The 15,861-nt window shown below is 75.2% G+C and carries 17 protein-coding genes; 7 read left to right on the top strand and 10 right to left on the bottom strand.

The annotated features are described in order from the left end of the window. Nucleotides 1-97 precede the first annotated feature (97 nt). On the top strand, nt 98-349 hold the full coding sequence (locus AC07AL_RS11960) for a hypothetical protein (RefSeq protein WP_280678786.1): 252 nt from the start codon (nt 98-100) through the stop codon (nt 347-349). A 20-nt stretch (nt 350-369) separates the two neighbouring features. Here the strand turns inward: AC07AL_RS11960 and AC07AL_RS11965 are convergent, their stop codons facing one another. Further along, the gene (locus AC07AL_RS11965) at nt 370-2,871 is read right to left on the bottom strand and encodes a helicase-associated domain-containing protein (protein WP_400988834.1); all 2,502 of its coding nucleotides are present in this window, start codon (nt 2,869-2,871) and stop codon (nt 370-372) included. 334 nt (nt 2,872-3,205) lie between these two features. Between AC07AL_RS11965 and AC07AL_RS11970 the strand changes: the two genes are divergently transcribed. Next, complete coding sequence (locus AC07AL_RS11970) at nt 3,206-4,045, top strand: hypothetical protein (protein WP_363584900.1); 840 nt, start codon at nt 3,206-3,208, stop codon at nt 4,043-4,045. Here the strand turns inward: AC07AL_RS11970 and AC07AL_RS11975 are convergent. Continuing rightward, the gene (locus tag AC07AL_RS11975) at nt 3,942-4,676 is read right to left on the bottom strand and encodes a TetR/AcrR family transcriptional regulator (protein WP_363584902.1); all 735 of its coding nucleotides are present in this window, start codon (nt 4,674-4,676) and stop codon (nt 3,942-3,944) included. The two genes, AC07AL_RS11970 and AC07AL_RS11975, sit on opposite strands and share 104 nt — an antisense overlap. Nucleotides 4,677-4,778: 102 nt before the next feature. Here AC07AL_RS11975 and AC07AL_RS11980 point away from each other — a divergent pair, with 102 nt between their 5' ends. Then, nucleotides 4,779-5,429 (top strand): hypothetical protein, encoded by a 651-nt coding sequence (locus AC07AL_RS11980; RefSeq protein ID WP_478317373.1) that lies wholly within the window; start codon nt 4,779-4,781, stop codon nt 5,427-5,429. Nucleotides 5,430-5,502: 73 nt separating this feature from the next. After that, entirely contained in the window at nt 5,503-5,979 is a 477-nt protein-coding gene (locus AC07AL_RS11985; RefSeq protein ID WP_363584906.1) for a hypothetical protein, read from the top strand. Nucleotides 5,980-6,057: 78 nt separating this feature from the next. Here the strand turns inward: AC07AL_RS11985 and AC07AL_RS11990 are convergent, their stop codons facing one another. Continuing rightward, a complete protein-coding gene (locus AC07AL_RS11990) occupies nt 6,058-6,420 on the bottom strand; it encodes a nuclear transport factor 2 family protein (protein ID WP_363584908.1) in 363 nt (120 codons plus the stop codon). A gap of 219 nt (nt 6,421-6,639) precedes the next feature. Further along, the gene (locus AC07AL_RS11995; RefSeq protein ID WP_478317374.1) at nt 6,640-7,245 is read right to left on the bottom strand and encodes a TIGR03086 family metal-binding protein; all 606 of its coding nucleotides are present in this window, start codon (nt 7,243-7,245) and stop codon (nt 6,640-6,642) included. Nucleotides 7,246-7,496: 251 nt separating this feature from the next. Here AC07AL_RS11995 and AC07AL_RS12000 point away from each other — a divergent pair, with 251 nt between their 5' ends. Continuing rightward, nucleotides 7,497-8,912: an MFS transporter gene (locus AC07AL_RS12000; RefSeq protein WP_478317375.1), complete on the top strand. Its 1,416-nt coding sequence runs from the start codon at nt 7,497-7,499 to the stop codon at nt 8,910-8,912. Between the two features lie 72 nt (nt 8,913-8,984). Next, nucleotides 8,985-9,605: a cysteine hydrolase family protein gene (locus AC07AL_RS12005; RefSeq protein ID WP_363632253.1), complete on the top strand. Its 621-nt coding sequence runs from the start codon at nt 8,985-8,987 to the stop codon at nt 9,603-9,605. A gap of 32 nt (nt 9,606-9,637) precedes the next feature. Here AC07AL_RS12005 and AC07AL_RS12010 read toward each other — a convergent pair whose 3' ends face one another. Further along, nucleotides 9,638-10,504: a LysR family transcriptional regulator gene (locus tag AC07AL_RS12010; RefSeq protein ID WP_363584916.1), complete on the bottom strand. Its 867-nt coding sequence runs from the start codon at nt 10,502-10,504 to the stop codon at nt 9,638-9,640. A gap of 122 nt (nt 10,505-10,626) precedes the next feature. On the opposite strand from AC07AL_RS12010, the gene AC07AL_RS12015 reads away from it, so the two are divergent. Continuing rightward, nucleotides 10,627-11,226, top strand: a complete 600-nt coding sequence (locus tag AC07AL_RS12015) for a short chain dehydrogenase (RefSeq protein WP_478317376.1) — start codon at nt 10,627-10,629, stop codon at nt 11,224-11,226. Between the two features lie 30 nt (nt 11,227-11,256). Here AC07AL_RS12015 and AC07AL_RS12020 read toward each other — a convergent pair whose 3' ends face one another. The 5 genes from AC07AL_RS12020 to AC07AL_RS12040 all read right to left on the bottom strand — a co-directional run bounded on the left by AC07AL_RS12020 (nt 11,257) and on the right by AC07AL_RS12040 (nt 15,788). Beyond that, complete coding sequence (locus AC07AL_RS12020) at nt 11,257-11,700, bottom strand: MarR family winged helix-turn-helix transcriptional regulator (RefSeq protein ID WP_363584920.1); 444 nt, start codon at nt 11,698-11,700, stop codon at nt 11,257-11,259. A gap of 139 nt (nt 11,701-11,839) precedes the next feature. Continuing rightward, a complete protein-coding gene (locus tag AC07AL_RS12025) occupies nt 11,840-12,811 on the bottom strand; it encodes an ABC transporter substrate-binding protein (protein ID WP_478317377.1) in 972 nt (323 codons plus the stop codon). Nucleotides 12,812-12,877: 66 nt separating this feature from the next. Further along, a complete protein-coding gene (locus AC07AL_RS12030; protein ID WP_063348212.1) occupies nt 12,878-13,684 on the bottom strand; it encodes an ABC transporter ATP-binding protein in 807 nt (268 codons plus the stop codon). Continuing rightward, nucleotides 13,684-14,760 (bottom strand): FecCD family ABC transporter permease, encoded by a 1,077-nt coding sequence (locus tag AC07AL_RS12035; protein ID WP_363584926.1) that lies wholly within the window; start codon nt 14,758-14,760, stop codon nt 13,684-13,686. The genes AC07AL_RS12030 and AC07AL_RS12035 overlap by 1 nt, the downstream gene beginning before the upstream one ends. Then, the gene (locus AC07AL_RS12040) at nt 14,757-15,788 is read right to left on the bottom strand and encodes a FecCD family ABC transporter permease (RefSeq protein ID WP_363377332.1); all 1,032 of its coding nucleotides are present in this window, start codon (nt 15,786-15,788) and stop codon (nt 14,757-14,759) included. The genes AC07AL_RS12035 and AC07AL_RS12040 overlap by 4 nt, the downstream gene beginning before the upstream one ends. Between the last annotated feature and the right edge of the window lie 73 nt (nt 15,789-15,861).

Below are 15,861 nucleotides of genomic sequence, written 5' to 3' on the forward strand. Positions count from 1 at the left end.
ACGGGAACGGGCTCCTTCCGTTCGTACGGGCGACCGAGCCCGCGCTCCGGGCGACGGCGCCGGGTGACCACGGTGCGCATCGCTCGTTGAGCCGGTCATGAAGAAGTCGAAGCGCGTTCTCACCGCTCTCGCCCTGATGGGCACGGCCTTCGCGGCCACCGCCTCGTCCGCCGGCTCCGCGCACGCCCTCGCGGGGATCGGGGAGGGGCCCGGCGGGCTGCTCGCCGCGCCCGGATTCCTGATCGCCGACCAGGTCGGCGGCGGCTCGCTGCCGGTCGGGCAGGGGGAGATCGGCAGCCTGGCGGACAAGGCCGTCAAGGAGAAGATGAAGGAGTCGCAGGGGCACTGAGCCCGGCCCTGCCGCCGGGGTTACTCGTCGAGCTCCGCGACGCCGGTGATGCGGTGCAGGGCGAAGGTGCGGAGCTCGTCGGCGTGGTGGTCGAAGGCGGTGACGAAGCCGCCTTCGACCTTGACCGGGTCGATGATCCGCTGGCTGGCGATGCCCTCGGCGTTGAGGTAGCCGATCCACATCCGTTCGCCGAGCAGGACGGCGGTCTGCAGGGCCGCGAGGGTCTCGGCGGCGGCGGTGCGGGGCAGCTGGCGCGGGTCGGGGGTGGAGTCCCGGCGGTTGACGGTGGCGGCGCGGTCGCCGGCCCGGATGGCCTTGATGGCGGCGGCGAGCAGGGTGTCGTCCGGGGTCGGCGGGCCGTCCGGGACGGGTGCGGGGGCGGTGCGGGGCGGGGTGCGGTGGCTGTCCTGGCGGGTGATCAGGACGTCGCCCTCGGCGGACTCGGCGGCCGGGGCGTAGCCCATCGCGCGCAGGGCGGCGAGCAGGGCGTCCGGGGCGGCCTGGGCGGCGAGGACGGTGGGGGCGAGCAGCCGCAGCCGCAGGTCGGCGGAGCGGCGGTCGGCGAGGACCTCGTTCAGCAGGGACGGGTCGTCGCAGCGCAGGTAGGAGGAGGCGGCGCCGACCCGCAGGACGCCGTGCCGGCGGGCGACGTCGTCGATCAGGTAGGCGAGCGGCTGCGGGACGGGCGTCCGGGAGTGCTGCTCCAGGAAGGCCCGCAGGTCGGCGGCGGTGCGTCCGGCGTCGAGGGCGCGGCGGACGGACACCGGGGTGAAGCGGTAGACGGTGGCGCCGCCCTTGGACTCGATGTCGGCGCACAGCGCGAGGGCCTGGGCGAGCGGGGTGAGCAGCGGGCCGGGGGCGATCGCGGTGAGGTCCGGTTGCAGGATCACGTGGTCGAGCGGCTGCGGCAGCAGCGGGGCGAGCACCTCGGCCGGGTCGGATTCGGCGGTGAGCAGGGCGCGGGCGGGGGCGGCGAGGGCGCCGCGGCCGGTGACGCCGAGGAGTTCGGCCTCGGCGAGGGTCCAGGCGGTGAGGTCGTCGCGCAGCTCGTGGCCGTCCGGGCCGGTCGGGCCGCCGCGCAGCGGGCGCTGCCAGCGCAGGGTGGGCAGGAGTTCGGCGGCGGTGGCGGGGGTGCCGGGCGGGAGCTCGGCGAGCAGCGCGAGGGTGGCGCGGCGGACGGACGGGGCGAGGGTGCGGTCGAGTTCGGGCCCGAGGGCGGCGCGCGGCTTGCCCTTGCCGTCCGGGGTGCCGGTGAGGGCGGGGACGCGGGTGGCGGCGAGCCAGGCGGCGGCGAGGACGGACCAGCGTTCGGCGGTGTCCCGCTGGAGCCAGCCGTCGTAGGCCGGGGTCGGGGCCCAGCGTTCGTCGGCCTCGCCGTCGGGGGCCAGCAGTCCGGCGGCGTAGGCGAGTTCGAGCCAGAAGGCGGACTGCTGCTCGGTGGTCTCCAGGGCCTGCGCGGTGCGCTTGAGGTCGCGGACGCCGAGGCCGCCGGCGCGCAGCGTGGGCGGCGGGGTGAGGCCCCAGGTGTCGAGGAGTTCCTCGACGGTCTTGACGGCGGTGTGGGCCTGGCCGGCCGCCGCGCCGTCCACAGCCTGTGGATCGCGCGGGGCGGCGGCCGGGGCGGGCTCGGGCTGGACCGGCTCGACGGCGCGGTGGGTGCGGCCGCCGCGCAGGTGCAGGGCCAGTTCGCGCGGCAGGACGACGCTGCCCGGCCCGCTGGGCAGCAGCAGCCCGCGGGCGAGCAGCCACTCGACGGGGCTCTGCGCGTCCTCGGCGGTGACCGGGCGGGTGGCGTCCGGGACGGTGCCGGTCGGCGGCCCCCAGACCAGCCGTTCCAGCAGCCGCAGCGCCGCCTCGGGGGCGGTGTCGAGCAGCGCCGCGCAGCGGGCGCGGTCGTTCAGCAGGGAGGTGAGCGCGTCGACGGCGGTGACCGGGTCCGGGGTGGCGGGCTGCCCGGCGGAGGCGAGCAGCTGTTGCAGCCGGGCCGGGGACATGCCGACGGTCGCGTCGGAGAGGGTCGGGCCGAGGCCGGTGCGGCCGGGGTTGGCGGCCGTCGGGGCGAGTGCCTCGCGGACGGCGAGGACCAGCCGCAGGCCGTTGTCCGGGCCCCAGAGCAGCGCCCGGTCGCGCAGGGTGGCGATCGCCCGGGGGAGGGCGGCGGCGACGGCGGACCGGTCGGCGGGCGTCAGCGGGGTCGCGCCGGGGTGCGGCTTGACCTTGGCCGGGCCGGTCAGCAGGGTGCGGACGGTGGCCAGGCCGGTGCCGTCCGGGGCGGTGGCCAGGGCCTCGGCGACTTGCAGGGTGAAGCGGTCCAGGCGCTCCAGGGCGCGCAGCGCCGAGGCGCGGGAGGAGAGCCGGGCGGACAGCTGGGTGAGGTCGCCGGGGACGGGGTTGAGCAGGTCGGGGCGGGAGCGGAGCAGGGCGGCGAGCGCGTCGTCGGGGCGGGCGCGCAACTCCTCGGCGAGGGTGCGGGGGCCGGCGGCGGACCTGCCCTGGCGTTGAGGGCCCTGCTGTGTGGTCATTCGACCTAGGTTAGTCGGGCGGGCGGACGGCGGGGTGTCCGTGCGGCGGCCCGTGGTGGACCGGTCCTCAGGACTCGCGCGGGCGGGGGCGGGGTGGGTAGCGTCACGGCCGAGGGTGGTTCGGTGGGCCGGGGTTCGGGCGCGAGGCGGGGTGTCGGTGATGACGGACGGCGAGTGGTGGCGCAGGAGCGGGCCGTGGAGCGGCCGTTCGGGGGGCGGGGCGGGGGCCTCCGGCGGGTCTGCCGGGTCCGGTGCTGCCGGCGACGAGGGCGGTTCGGGTGCATCCGGCGCCTCCGGTCCGTCCGGTCCGTCCGGTGCCTCCGACGGGGACAGCGTGTACGACACGGCGGCGCCGGGCGGCGGGACCCCGTCGGTGCCGCTGGACCCGCCCCGGACGCCGCGCACCCCGGGGGCCGGGGCGCCGCCCGTCCAGCTGGACAAGCCGCGTTTCGACGGGCCCGAGGACGATCCGGGCTCCATCCCGCCGCCCCAGGTGTACAGCTCCGGCGCGAACGGCTGGGATCTGGTGCTGCTCAACTTCTCGGACGCGCCGCAGGCTCCGCCGAAGCCGATCCCCGAGCAGCGTGCCGGGGACGGGGCGGGAGCGGCGGGTGCGCAGGCCGCCGATCCGGCGGGGGCTGTGGCTGGGGCGGCTGCGGCGGCCTCGGCGAAGGGGAAGAAGCAGCGCAAGGCCAAGGGGAGGGCGACCGCCGCGGGGAAGGCGAAGGCGCAGCCGACCGCCCCCGCCGGCCAGGCCGGTGCCGGTGCGGGCGCAACTGCCGGTGCGGGCGCGAGTGCGGGCGCGGGCGTCGGGGCCCGTCGGCCGTCCCTGCTGGTCCTGCTCTCCTGCGGGCTGCTGATCGGCGGCGCCGCCATGAGCTTCTTCCCGGCCATGCTGGTCGGCTGGGCCCTCGGCTACCTGTCCCGCCAACTCTCCGATCTGATGCGCAAGTTCGTCATCCTCGGGATCCCGCTGATCACGATGAGCGCGGCCACCCTGCACGCCATGCAGGCCAAGCCGGGCGCCCAGGGCGGCGCGGGCGTGCAGGCCGGTGCGCAGTTCAGTCAGATCAGCTGGTCGGCGGCCCCGGGCGTGCTGCGCCTGTCGGCGGTGCTGTCGGCGGTGGTGCTGCTGCTGTTGAGCCTGCGCCGTCGTCCGCCGCAGCAGGGCTGACGCCCGGGACGAGGGCGGCGAAGCCGGTGCAGAGCAGTCGGATGCTCTGGGTGAACTTCTCGTCCTGGCCGATTCGGGGGATCAACTCGCCCATGATCAGCGGAAACTCCGCGCACAGGTCGGCGTAGAGCTCGGCGCTGACGGGTGGTGGGGCCGGTGGCTGGTTCTGTTCCTGGAGGACGAAGCCGGTGACGTGGCTGAGCAGGATGTCGGCGGCGATGCCGCAGTGGACGGTGGGCAGGCCGGCGTCGAGGAGGGTGCGCAGCAGGCGTTCCATCAGGGAGAGGCCGCCGGAGCTGAGGACGCCGGGGCTCTCGGCGAGGAGCAGTGCGCCACCGGGGTGTTGCTGGATGCTGCGGCGCAGGGTGGCGGCCTGGGCCTCGACCCGGTCCCGCCAGGTGGCGTCGGGGGGGAGGGCGGCGAGGGCCGCGGTGCCGGTGTCGTAGGCCTGTCGGCAGACGCGGTCGGCCATCAGGGTGAGCAACTCGTCCTTGCCGCGCACGTGGTAGTAGAGGCTGCCGGCGTGGGCGTCGAGGCGGTCGGCGACCTGGCGCATGGACAGGTTGTGGTAGCCGACCTCCGCGAAGACGGCCATGCCCGCATCGACGATGCGCTCCTTGGTGAGCTTCATGGCTCCACCGTACAACGCTTTCCAACACTGTTCGAAAACTGTGCTAGCTTTGCCCTGCCCGGTTTTCGAACGGCGTTGGAATGTGATGGGGGAGGGGCAGTCATGGGGGCGATCCTGTTCAACGTGACCACGGCCGCGCTGATGGTCATGATGGTCAACTGCGGGCTCGGCGTGGTCGGCCGGGACACGCTGCGGGGGCGGCCGATCCCGTGGGCGGCGGTCGCCCTGACCGCGCTCGCCGTCGGTGGCGTGCTGCTCCAGCTGCTCTGGTCCGGTGCCATGGACGCGCTCGACGCCGACCCCGCCAAGTCCGGCTGGTGGCGCGAGTTCACCTCGGTGTTCATGCAGAACGGCGGCCTCGGCGGCGGACTGTGGAACCTCGCCACCCTCGCCGCCGTCGCCGTGCTCGCCCAGTGGTACTGGGGCGGCCCGCTCACCCTCGCGTTCTTCCTCGCGGGCATCCTGCTGCCCGGCCGGATCGACGGCCTGCTCGGCTTCGGCGACGGCCCCAGCACCGACCCCCGCAACTTCGCCGGGAGCTCCGGCGCCACCTACTTCCTCGGCGCCACCCTGGCCCTCGCCTTCCTCACCCGCACCCGCCTCCCCAAGGAGCGCGCCCTGGCGGTCGGCGTCCCGGTGCTGGGCCTCGCCATGTGGCTCGCCCAGGACAACGGACACGGCCTGGTGGCGGTCTACGGCTTCGCCCTCGGTGCGGTGGCCTGGGCGGTTCGCGGTCGCCTGGCGCGACGGTAGCTTGGGCCCGACCCGCTGAGCCCCGCCCGACCCGCTGAGCCCCGCCCGACCCGCCACGACCCGGAGGTGCCCGATGGCCCGCCTGTACGTACGGCCCGGCCCGAATCCCGACGAACCGGACGCGCCCGCCGCGGTCCTGGTCGTCGACCCCGACGGCACCCCCGGTGAGCGCGCCCTGGACCGGCTCGGCTCGTACTGCTACGAGGGCGACGGGGTGTTCTACCTGGTGCAGACGGACGGTTGGTTCGAGCCCTCCCTGGAGGGGGACCGGCTGGCGATCTCGGTGGCCGTCTACCCGGTGGCGCTGGAGCAGGTGGGCGTCGACCCCGCCGACTTCCCCGACCGCTCGACCGTCGACCCGCGCGCCCACCTGGTCCTGCGCGCCGGGACGACCGTCGATCCGGTGCTGCCCGCCTGGTTCGACGAGGGGCTGGCCGTCTTCACCGCCGGCCCCGGCACCCCGCTCGAAGACCTCCTCGCCTCCGAGGACGACTGGCCGATCATCCTCGCGCCGCCGCCCGAGGAGATCCAGGACGGCGACGACGAGTAGGGCATCGCCCCGCCGGGCCCGGATCGCCCGCCCTGTCGGGCCCGGATCGCTCAGCCCGGCGGCCGGTGCGACCTCCGCTCAGCGCGCGAAGCCCGCCAGCAGCCCCCGCGGGTCGAAGGTCACCCGGATCCGGGTGATCCTCCCGTTCTCCACGTGGCTCCAGTTCGCCGTCGGCGCCGGTGGCGCGATGCTCGTGTGCAGGTCGAACCAGGTGATCACGTCGTCCCCCTCGGCGACCCGGGCGTGCACCTCGATCTTCTCCAGCACCTGCCCGAGCCCCTTCAGTCCGGCCAGGGCCTCCTCCACCCCCGACACCGTGGCCAGCGGGCCCACGAAGTCGACGTCCTCCGCCAGCAGCCCCCGCAGCGTCTCGAAGTCGCCCGCCTGCCAGGCCGCGAAGTAGGTCTCGGAAATCCCACGTGCAGTCTTCGTCGTCGTCATGCCTCCATCCCCGTCGTCGACGCACCGGTCCGGGCCCGCCTCGGCCTGGTCGCCCGACCCGACCAGCACTCGCCGGCCGTGCGCCTGCTGCACGCCCGGCTCCGTGCGTCCCTGCGGGCGGCGGACTGAGCGCGGCCGGCTGAGCGCTCGGGCAGCCAGGCGGTCAGGTGGTCGGGCGGTCGGGCGCTTGGGCGCTTGGGCGCTTGGGCAGCCAGGCGCTCAGCCGTTCCAGCGCGGATCGCGCCCGGAGGCGGCCAGCGCGCGGTCCAGCGTCGGAGCGCCGTCCGGCACCGCCACCGGGGCGGCGAAGCCGCCGTACCGGCGGTACAGCTCGGCGTTCTCCTCGACGACCGCCAGCACCAGCTGCGCGAGCTCCTCGTCGATCCCGATCGGACCGCCGGTCGTCCGGGCGACGTCCCAGCCGTGCGGGACGAGCTCCGCGATCAGCATCCGGGCGATGCCCTCCGCCGGTGCCGAGGATCCGCCGAGGTCGACGTGCCCCTCCCAGACGGCCGGGTCGGCCCAGGTCGCGACGGCGCGGTCCAGCCGGGCCGCGTAGGCGGCGGGCCAGCCGGGGTCGGCGGTGAAGTCGCGGTCGACCAGTTCCTCGGGCAGTTCGGTGCGGCGGGCCCGGTGCTCCAGGCCGTGCGAGGTGTAGAGCACCCAGTGGTTGACGAGCGCACGGGCGTCGAAGTCCGTGCAGGGTGTCGGGCCGTCCAGCGGGTGGTCCGCCGGGACGCCGTCGGCGACCCGGGCGGCGGCCGCGGCGGCGCGCGCCAGCAGGGGGTGCAGCGGGTGGGTGTCCCGGGTCGGGTGATCGTTCATGCCCCGATCCTGCGCCGGTCGGGCCGCCGGGTTTTGAAGAAACGCGACGGCCGGTGCCCTGACCAGGAGCGACGCCGCGGGCCCCGGCCAGGAGCGCCGGCCCGGGGCCTGCGGTGGCCGCCCCGGCTGCGGCAACCGGTTCAGAGTAGGCAGGCAGACTGCTAATATTAAGCAGGCAGCCTGCCTATCTCTACCGGGACCTCCCCAGCAGGCCAGCTCCGTCGCAGAGGTTCCGGAGGAAGGGGGCCGACATGCCTCTCCCCGGTGACACCCACACCCCGCAGCAGACGGCCACGACCGCGACGCCCACCGGCAACCCCTTCGGCCCGCGCTTCGTGGCCCCGCTGTACCTGGGGGCCTCGCTCAACCCGGTCAACAGCTCGATCATCGCGACCGCGCTGGTGGCCATCGCGGCGGCCCTGCACCTCCCCGTCGGGGACACCGCGATCCTGATCTCCTGCCTGTACCTCACCAGCGCGCTGGCCCAGCCCGCCGCCGGGCGGCTCGCCGAGGAGTTCGGGCCCCGGCGGATCTTCGTCGCCGGCATCGTGCTGGTGTTCGCGGCCGGGATCGTCGGCACGCTGGCCCACTCGATGGCCGCCCTGATCGCGGCCCGGGTGCTGATCGGCGCGGGCACCTCGGCCGGCTACCCGGCCGCGATGCTGCTGATCCGCCGCCGCGCCGAACAGGCCGGTTACCAGGCCCCGCCGCGCGGGGTGCTCGGTGGCCTGGCGATCACCGGCGCCGCCACCGTCGCCGTCGGCCCCGCCCTCGGCGGACTGCTGGTGGGCTGGTTCGGCTGGCAGACCGCCTTCTGGATCAACATTCCGGTCGCCGCCGTCGCCCTGGTCCTGGCCGTGGTCGGGATCGCGCCGGACCCCGACCCGGTGCGCCTCGGTTCACCCCGCGCCCTCGCCTCCCGCCTCGACCTGCCCGGCATGCTGGGCTTCGGCGGCTCGCTCACCGCCCTGATGGTCTTCCTCGCCGCCCTGCCGCGCCCGGACTGGCCCGCGCTCGCCGCCGCCCTCGTCCTCGCCGCCGTGCTGGTCGGCTGGGAACTGCGCGCCGCCCACCCGTTCCTCGACGTCCGGCTGCTCGCCTCCAACGGGGCCCTGACCCGCACCTACGTGCGCAACGGCCTGACGCTGATGGGCACGTACGTGATCCTCTACGGGCTCACCCAGTGGCTGGAGGCGGCCCGCGGGCTGTCCGCCTACCAGGCCGGCCTGGCGCTGATGCCGATGGGCGTCCTGAGCGCCGTGACCGCCCGGGCGGTGGCACGACGGACGGGCGTGCGGCTGCCGTTGATCGCCTGCGCGGTGCTGCTGCTGCTCGGCGCGGTGGCCGTGCTGTTCGTGGGCGTCGGCACCCCGATGGCGGCGGTCGTCGCCGTCAGCGCGGTGTTCGGGCTGACCTCCGGCGCCGGGACGGTCGCCAACCAGACCGTCCTCTACCAGGAGGCCCCCGCCGCGACGGTCGGCACCGCCTCCGGACTGCTGCGCACCTTCGGCTACCTCGGTTCCATCGCCTCGGCGGCGATCACCGGCGCCGCCTTCCACGACCGGGTGGGCGACGCCGGCCTGCACTCCATCGCCTGGGTGCTGGTCGCGATCTCCGCCCTCCTCCTCGTCCTGACCGTCTGCGACCGCCGACTCGCCGAGTCCTAGCCGCCGCAGGCGAACCGGCCCGGACCCACCCGGCCCGGGCCCACCTCAACCCGCAGAGAGCCGATCCACGACATGACCACCATGACCACCGTGACCGAGACCGCGCCCGCGATCGACCCCGCGCGCACCGCGCTGCTGTTGATGGACTTCCAGCCCGCCGCCCTCGGCGCCGTCCCCGACCCGGAGGGTCTGCTGGCCCGCGCGGGCGAGGCACTGGCCTGGGCCCGCGCCCACGGCACGCACGTCGTCTTCGTCCGCGTCGCGTTCGCCGAGGCGGACCTCGCCGCCGTCCCCGCCCGCAACAAGGCCTTCGCCCGGGTCGCCGAGGCCGGCCACCTCGCCGACGGCCACCCCGCGACGGCCGTGCACGAGTCCCTGGAGATCCGCGAGGACGACGTGACCGTGCGCAAGACGCGCTTCGGCGTCTTCGCCGGTGACACCGATCTGCGCGCCGAACTGCGCGGGCGGGACGTGGACACCCTGGTCCTCGCCGGGCTCTCCACCAGCGGGGTGGTGCTGACCACCCTCCGGCAGGCGGCCGACGAGGACTACCGCCTGTTCGTCCTGGCCGACGCCACCGCCGACCCCGACCCGGAGGTGCACCGGGTGCTCATGGAGAAGGTCTTCCCGCGCCAGGCCTGGATCGTCGCCATCGCGGACCTGGCCGCCCTGAGCGTGCCCGGGAGCCGGTGAGGCGCGGCGGAGACGTGCGACGGGGTCTGGCGCTAGCCGCTCACCACTTCCCGGACCGCCGTGAGGAAGTCCGCCGTCCGGGGATGGGTGGGGTGAGCGGGGTGGGCGAGGTAGACGGTGGCGCCAGGGGCGTCCGAGACCGGGAGGAAGCGGACGCCCGGATGGCTGTGGCTCTCCGCGGTACCTGCCGCGCCGAGGCCGAACGCACCGCCGGTGGCGATGAGGTTCAGCCACTCGTCCACGTTGCCCACCTCGACCGTCCCGACCGGGCACTGCTCCGGGGGCCACAGGTCCGGTGAGGCGGTACCGACACCCGGCCACAGGGCCAGCGGGAGGTCCTGGCCGACGGTGAGTTCGGCCAGCAGCACCCCGTCCCGGTCCGCAAGGGGGTGGTCGTCGGACAGGGCCGCGACCTGGCCCTCCGTGTAGAGGGCCTCGGTGCGGATACGCGGATCGGCGGGGACGGTGCGGAGCACCGCCACGTCGGTGTCCCCGGTGGCGAGGCCCGCGGTGCTGTTGTCCCGTCGGACCACCTCGAGCGGGGCGTGCGGGTGTGTGCGGCGCCACGACCGGAGCAGCGGGACGGTCTGCTGTCCGAGCACCGCGCAGGTGTAGCCCAGCCGTAGGGGGCGGGAGATCGTCCGGGCGTCCGCGAGGGCCGCATCCAGGTGGGCGAGGATCGCCCGGGCGTGTTCGAGGAGGGTGGTGCCGGCCTGGGTGAGGGCCAGGTGCCGGGAGGAGCGGTCGACGAGCCGGACGCCGACGCGGGTCTCCATCTGGGCAAGCGTGCGGGAGAGGGCGGGCTGCGTCATGTGTAGCCGGGCCGCGGCGGCGGTGACGGTGCCCGCCTCGGCCAGCGCGTCCAGGGCCCTGAGGTGACGCAGTTCCACATCGTCCATGCCTGTGGAGCATAGTCCCTGCCCAAACGGCATTTCCGGGGACGGGGCGTGATCCGTAGCGTCACAGGTACCCGGGGCGGTTCCCGGGGTTCGGTCCCGAGACGTGATGGACGGTGTGGGTCATGAGGATTCTTCTGGTCGGTGCGAGTGGAACGCTGGGCAGCGCGGTGCGCCGGGCGCTCGCGGAGCGCGGTCATGAGGTGATCGGCGCGGGCCGCACGGGCGGGGACCTGGTGGCCGATGTCACCGACCCGGAAGCGGTGGCCAGGCTGTACGCGCAGGCAGGCCCGCTGGACGCGGTCGCGGTCGCGGCGGGCGCCGCCGTGTTCAAGCCGCTCGGCGAGCTGACCGCCGGCGATGTCGCGGCGACGTTCCGCGGCAAGGCGCTGAGCCAGTTGGAGCTGGTCCGCCAGGGCGCCTCACACGTAGCCAGGACCGGCTCGTTCACTCTGATCAGCGGGATCCTCACCGAGGAGCCGATCGTGGCCGGGGCGGCCGCATCCGCGGCGAACGGTGCCGTCGAGGCGTTCGTACGAGCCGCCGCGATCGAACTCCCGCCCCAGCGGATCAACGCGGTGAGCCCGACCGTGGTCGAGGAGTCCCTGCCCGCCTACGGGCCCTTCTTCCCCGGCATGGAGGCGGTACCCGCGACCCGCGTGGCGACGGCGTACGTCCGCTCGATCGAGGGCGCGCAGACCGGCCAGATCTACCGGGTCCGCTAGAAGCAACCGAGCCGGCGCGAAGGACGGGCCCTAGCTGTCCGCCAGGCGGTTCATGATCTCCGCCGCCCGGTCGAGCGTCTTGCGCTCGCCGGCCCGGAGGGTGGATCCGATCACCTCGGCCAGCCACGCCTCCCGCGCCGCCGGGATCCGCTCGCACAGGTCGGCTCCGGCCGGGGTCGCGCTGAAGAGGGACTTGCGCCCGTCGTTCGGGTCCTTGGCGGCGCTGACCAGGCCGCCGGCCCGCAGCGCGGCCACGGTCTCCGCCATGGACTGGCGGCGCACGTGCTCGGCCTGGGCGAGTTCGGTCACGGTCGCCGGGCCCTCCTGCACGACGCGGTGCAGGGTGGTCAGGTGCGACCAGTTCCACGGCAGGTCGTCGATCGGGGCCTCGGTGCGCAGCCGCGCCCGCAGCCGCGTCATCGCGCGCATCAGCTCGACGGCGGTGTCCTCGGGCGGGGCCGGTTCGCTACTCACCGTGCCAGCTTATGGCAGGGCGCAGCCGCCCCGACCAGCGCCGGAACCCCGGCGTACGGGGGCGGGGCCGACCGTCCGGCGGATCCTCGCGCCACGCCCTGGCCTGGCCGGTACGGACTCTCCGACGCCGCGCGGCGGGTCACGCGCCCAGGAAGCGCTGCAGCTCGGCCAGCACGAAGTTGGCGCCGGTGTACCCGATCCCCTGGAACCACAGCTGGTCGTCCACCGGGAACGCCCGGTGCGCCTTGACCGCCCCCAGCGCCTGCCAACCCGGACTCTCCAGCGCGGCGTCGGTGCCGGCCAGGGCCGGATCGCCGGAGGTGGCGTACAGCAGCAGGTCGCCGTCCGCCTTCGCGATCTGGTCCAGCGGGATCTCGACGTCGGACTGGTCGACGTTCTGCGCGTCCGGCCGCCCCACCTGGGCGTCCGACAGCACGATCCCGGGGAAGCTCTGCTTCCCGAACAGCCGGATCCCGCCGCCCTCCACGAACCGCACCAGGCTCACCTTCCGGCCGGACGCCTTCGCCGCCGACAGGGCCTGCACCACCTGGTTGGCGTGCCGCTGGTACGAGGAGACGAAGGCCGCCGCCGCGGCCTCCCGGCTCAACGCCTGGGCGTGCACCTGGAAGTCGGCCTTCCACGGCGCGCCGGTGGTCTGGGTGAGCACGGTCGGCGCGATCTCCCGCAACTGGTCGTAGCGGTCGCCGTCGCGCGCCTGGTTGGAGAGGATCAGGTCAGGCCGCAGCGCCCGGATCGCGACCAGGTCCGGGGCGCCGGCCAGGCCGACCCGGTGGATCCCGGCGACCCGGGAGGCCGGCCAGTAGGCGGGGAACCGGATGTCGGCGGCCGGCAGCGCGGCGCCCACCGGGGTGATGCCGAGGGTCAGCGCGGAGTCCAGCACGTCCGTGTCGAGGACGACCACCCGCAGCGGCTCGCCCGGCACCAGCACCGGCCCGGTGGCCGCGTCCACCGTGACCGGCGGCACCGGGGTGGGCGAGGCGGACGCGCCCAGGCCGTCGGCGGTCGGCGGCGCCGACCGCCGGGTCGTGCAGGCCGCGAGCGCGGCCCCGCCGAGACCGGCGAGGAACGAACGGCGGGCGATCCGGTGCATCGGCGGTCCTCGGGAGTGAGGCTTCGGGGGCGCGCCGATTATGTCCGGTTTGGTGTGGAATTGCCGTCAGGCGTCCACGGCCGCCGCCCACGGGGCCCCCGGAACGACCAACGGCGTGCCCGTCACCGGGTCCGGCACCACCACCGACTCCAGCCCGAACACCTCCCGCACCAGCTCGGCCGTCACCACCTCGGTCGGCGCGCCCTGCGCCACCACCCGGCCGTCCCGCATCGCCACCAGGTGGTCCGCGTACCGGGCCGCCTGGTTGAGGTCGTGCAGCACCGCCACCACCGTCCGGCCGCGCTCGACGTTCAGCCGGCGGACCAGGTCCAGCACCTCCACCTGGTGCGCGATGTCCAGGTAGGTGGTCGGCTCGTCCAGCAGCAGGATGTCCGTGCCCTGCGCCAGCGCCATCGCGATCCACGCCCGCTGCCGCTGGCCGCCGGACAGCTCGTCCATGCTGCGCTCGGCCAGCTCCGCCGTGGACGTCCGCTCCAGCGCCTCCGTCACCGCCGCCTCGTCCTCCGGCGACCACTGCTGCCACCAGCTCTGGTGCGGCTGGCGGCCCCGCGAGACCAGGTCCGCCACCGAGATGCCCTCCGGCGCCGTCGGCGACTGCGGCAGCAGGCCCAGCCGCTGGGCGATCCGCTTCGTCGGGATCCGCGCCAGCTCCTCGCCGTCCAGCAGCACCGCGCCCCGGACCGGCTTCAGCAGGCGCCCCAGGGCCCGCAGCAGCGTCGACTTGCCGCAGGCGTTCGGGCCGACGATCACCGTCACCCGCCCGTCCGGGATGCCGACGTCCAGGCCCTCGACGACCGTGCGCGCCTCGTAGGCCAGGGTGAGGCCCCGGGCCTCCAGACGGTGAGCGGACATCAGGAACCTCCACGACGGGAACGAATCAGCAGCCACATCAAGTACGGCGCGCCGACCATGCCGGTCACCACGCCCACCGGCAGCTCGGTCGGCGCCATCAGCCGCCGGGCGATCAGATCGGCCAGCACGACCACCAGCGCGCCCGTCAGTGCCGAGCAGAACAGCGGGACCTGCGCGGACCGGACCAGCCGCAGCGCGATCTGCGGGGCCATCAGCGCCACGAAGTCCACCGGCCCGGCGGCGCCCGCCGCGCACGAGGCCAGCACGATGCCCAGCAGCGCCATGCCGAGGCGGATCCGGTCCAGCCGCAGGCCCAGACCGACGGCCGTCGCGTCGTCGAAGGAGATCGAGCGCTGCGCCCGCGCCGCCCACAGGACGACGGGCACGGCGGCGAGCAGCACCCAGGCCAGCCAGCCGGCCTGGTCGTAGCCGGCGCCGTTCAGGCTGCCCGTCATCCAGACCTTCGCGGCCTGCGCCTGGAAGCCGTCGCCCTTGGTGAGGAACACGGAGGTCAGCGAGGACAGGGCCACGCTGATCCCGATCCCGATCAGCACGAAGCGCTGCGCGTGCAGGCCGCGCCGCCACGCCAGCGCGTACACCAGCAGCCCGGCCACCAGCCCGCCCGCCACCGCCGCGTACGGGGCCTGACCGGTCGAGCCGACCACGCCGTACGCCATCAGCCCGACGACGGTGGCGGTCGCGCCCCAGGTCACGCCCACCACGTCGGGGCTGGCCAGCGGATTGCGGGCGACGGTCTGGATCAGTGCCCCGGCCAGCCCCAGAGCGGTGCCGACCAGCAGGCCCACGACCACCCGGGGCAGCCGGAACTCGCCGACCACCAGCTCGTGTGGGCTCGGCTGCCCGAGCACCACCTTCACCACCTCGACCGGGGACACGGCCGACTCGCCCAGGCAGAGCGAGGCGACGACCGTCCCGGCCAGCGCGACCAGCAGGCCCAGCGCCACCACCGCCGACCGGCGGTGCAGCAGCACGGACGCCCGCCCGGCCCGCAGCACGGCGTACCCGCGCGGGGAGACGGCGCCGCGCCCGACGGTTCGCACGCCCTGCGCGCTCATGACGCGACCACCTTCCGGCGGCGCACCAGCGCGACCAGGACCGGGACGCCGACGAGCGCCGTCATCACGCCCGCCGGGACCTCCGACGGCGGGAAGAGGACCCGCCCCAGGGTGTCGGCGAGCAGCAGCAGGGCCGGGCCGAGGACGGCGGAGAAGGCGAGCACCCAGCGGTGGTCCGCGCCGGCGACGGCCCGCGCCGCGTGCGGGACGGCGAGGCCGACGAAGGCGATCGGCCCGGCGGCCGCGACGGCCGAGCCGGTCAGCACCGTCGCGCCGAGCGCGCCGACCGCCCGGACCAGGCCGGTCTTGGCGCCGAGGCCCTTGGCGGTGTCCTCGCCGAGCGCGAGCGCGTCCAGGCCGCGGGCCACCGCGACCACCAGCACCGTGCCGACGGCGAGGAACGGCAGCAGCTGCCAGGCCACGTCCGAGGTCCGCCCGGAGAGCGAGCCGACGTGCCAGAAGCGGAACTGGTCCATGGTGGCCGCGTCGGTCGTCAGCACCATGGTGTTGAGCGAGGCGATGAACGCGGACATCGCCGAGCCGGCCAGCGCCAGCTTGATCGGCGTGGCCCCGCCCCGGCCGCGCCCGGCCAGGCCGTACACGAGCACGGTGGCGATCACGGCGCCCGCGAAGCCGAACCAGACGTAGCCGGTGAGGGTGGAGACGCCGAAGCCGGAGATGGCGAGGACCACGCCGGCCGCCGCGCCCTGGGAGACGCCGAGGATGCCGGGGTCGGCGATCGGGTTGCGGGTGAGGCCCTGCATGACGGCCCCGGCGAGGCCGAGCGCCGCGCCGACGGCCAGTCCGACGACGGTGCGCGGCACCCGCAGCTCGCGGACGACGACGGCGTTGGCCGTGTCGCCGCCGTGCAGCAGGGCGTCGAGGGTGTCGCCGAAGGGGATGGTGCGGCTGCCGACCGCCAGGCTCAGCAGCACCGCGGCGGCCAGGACGGCCAGCGCGGCGGCGAGCCACAGTATTCGGCGGCGCGCTGTCCGTCGCGCGCCGGGTGGCGCGGTGGTGTCGGTCATGGGCCCTCTCCGCAGACAACTCAGGTAAACCTAAGTTCCCGTCGGAAGCCGGGGCAAATTGCCTCGTCCCCCC

This window comes from Kitasatospora sp. NPDC043949 (assembly GCF_056435365.1).

Bases quoted from the DNA above. Each gene is read 5' to 3' on its own strand.
- AC07AL_RS12030 (WP_063348212.1), bottom strand. From the start codon at position 13,684: ATGTCCGCTCACCGTCTGGAGGCCCGGGGCCTCACCCTGGCCTACGAG.
- AC07AL_RS11960 (WP_280678786.1), top strand. From the start codon at position 98: ATGAAGAAGTCGAAGCGCGTTCTCACCGCTCTCGCCCTGATGGGCACG.
- AC07AL_RS11995 (WP_478317374.1), bottom strand. From the start codon at position 7,245: ATGAACGATCACCCGACCCGGGACACCCACCCGCTGCACCCCCTGCTG.
- AC07AL_RS11975 (WP_363584902.1), bottom strand. From the start codon at position 4,676: ATGAAGCTCACCAAGGAGCGCATCGTCGATGCGGGCATGGCCGTCTTC.
- AC07AL_RS12035 (WP_363584926.1), bottom strand. From the start codon at position 14,760: ATGAGCGCGCAGGGCGTGCGAACCGTCGGGCGCGGCGCCGTCTCCCCG.
- AC07AL_RS11980 (WP_478317373.1), top strand. From the start codon at position 4,779: ATGGGGGCGATCCTGTTCAACGTGACCACGGCCGCGCTGATGGTCATG.
- AC07AL_RS12025 (WP_478317377.1), bottom strand. From the start codon at position 12,811: ATGCACCGGATCGCCCGCCGTTCGTTCCTCGCCGGTCTCGGCGGGGCC.
- AC07AL_RS11985 (WP_363584906.1), top strand. From the start codon at position 5,503: ATGGCCCGCCTGTACGTACGGCCCGGCCCGAATCCCGACGAACCGGAC.
- AC07AL_RS12005 (WP_363632253.1), top strand. From the start codon at position 8,985: ATGACCACCATGACCACCGTGACCGAGACCGCGCCCGCGATCGACCCC.
- AC07AL_RS12010 (WP_363584916.1), bottom strand. From the start codon at position 10,504: ATGGACGATGTGGAACTGCGTCACCTCAGGGCCCTGGACGCGCTGGCC.
- AC07AL_RS12015 (WP_478317376.1), top strand. From the start codon at position 10,627: ATGAGGATTCTTCTGGTCGGTGCGAGTGGAACGCTGGGCAGCGCGGTG.
- AC07AL_RS11965 (WP_400988834.1), bottom strand. From the start codon at position 2,871: ATGACCACACAGCAGGGCCCTCAACGCCAGGGCAGGTCCGCCGCCGGC.
- AC07AL_RS12000 (WP_478317375.1), top strand. From the start codon at position 7,497: ATGCCTCTCCCCGGTGACACCCACACCCCGCAGCAGACGGCCACGACC.
- AC07AL_RS12040 (WP_363377332.1), bottom strand. From the start codon at position 15,788: ATGACCGACACCACCGCGCCACCCGGCGCGCGACGGACAGCGCGCCGC.
- AC07AL_RS11990 (WP_363584908.1), bottom strand. From the start codon at position 6,420: ATGACGACGACGAAGACTGCACGTGGGATTTCCGAGACCTACTTCGCG.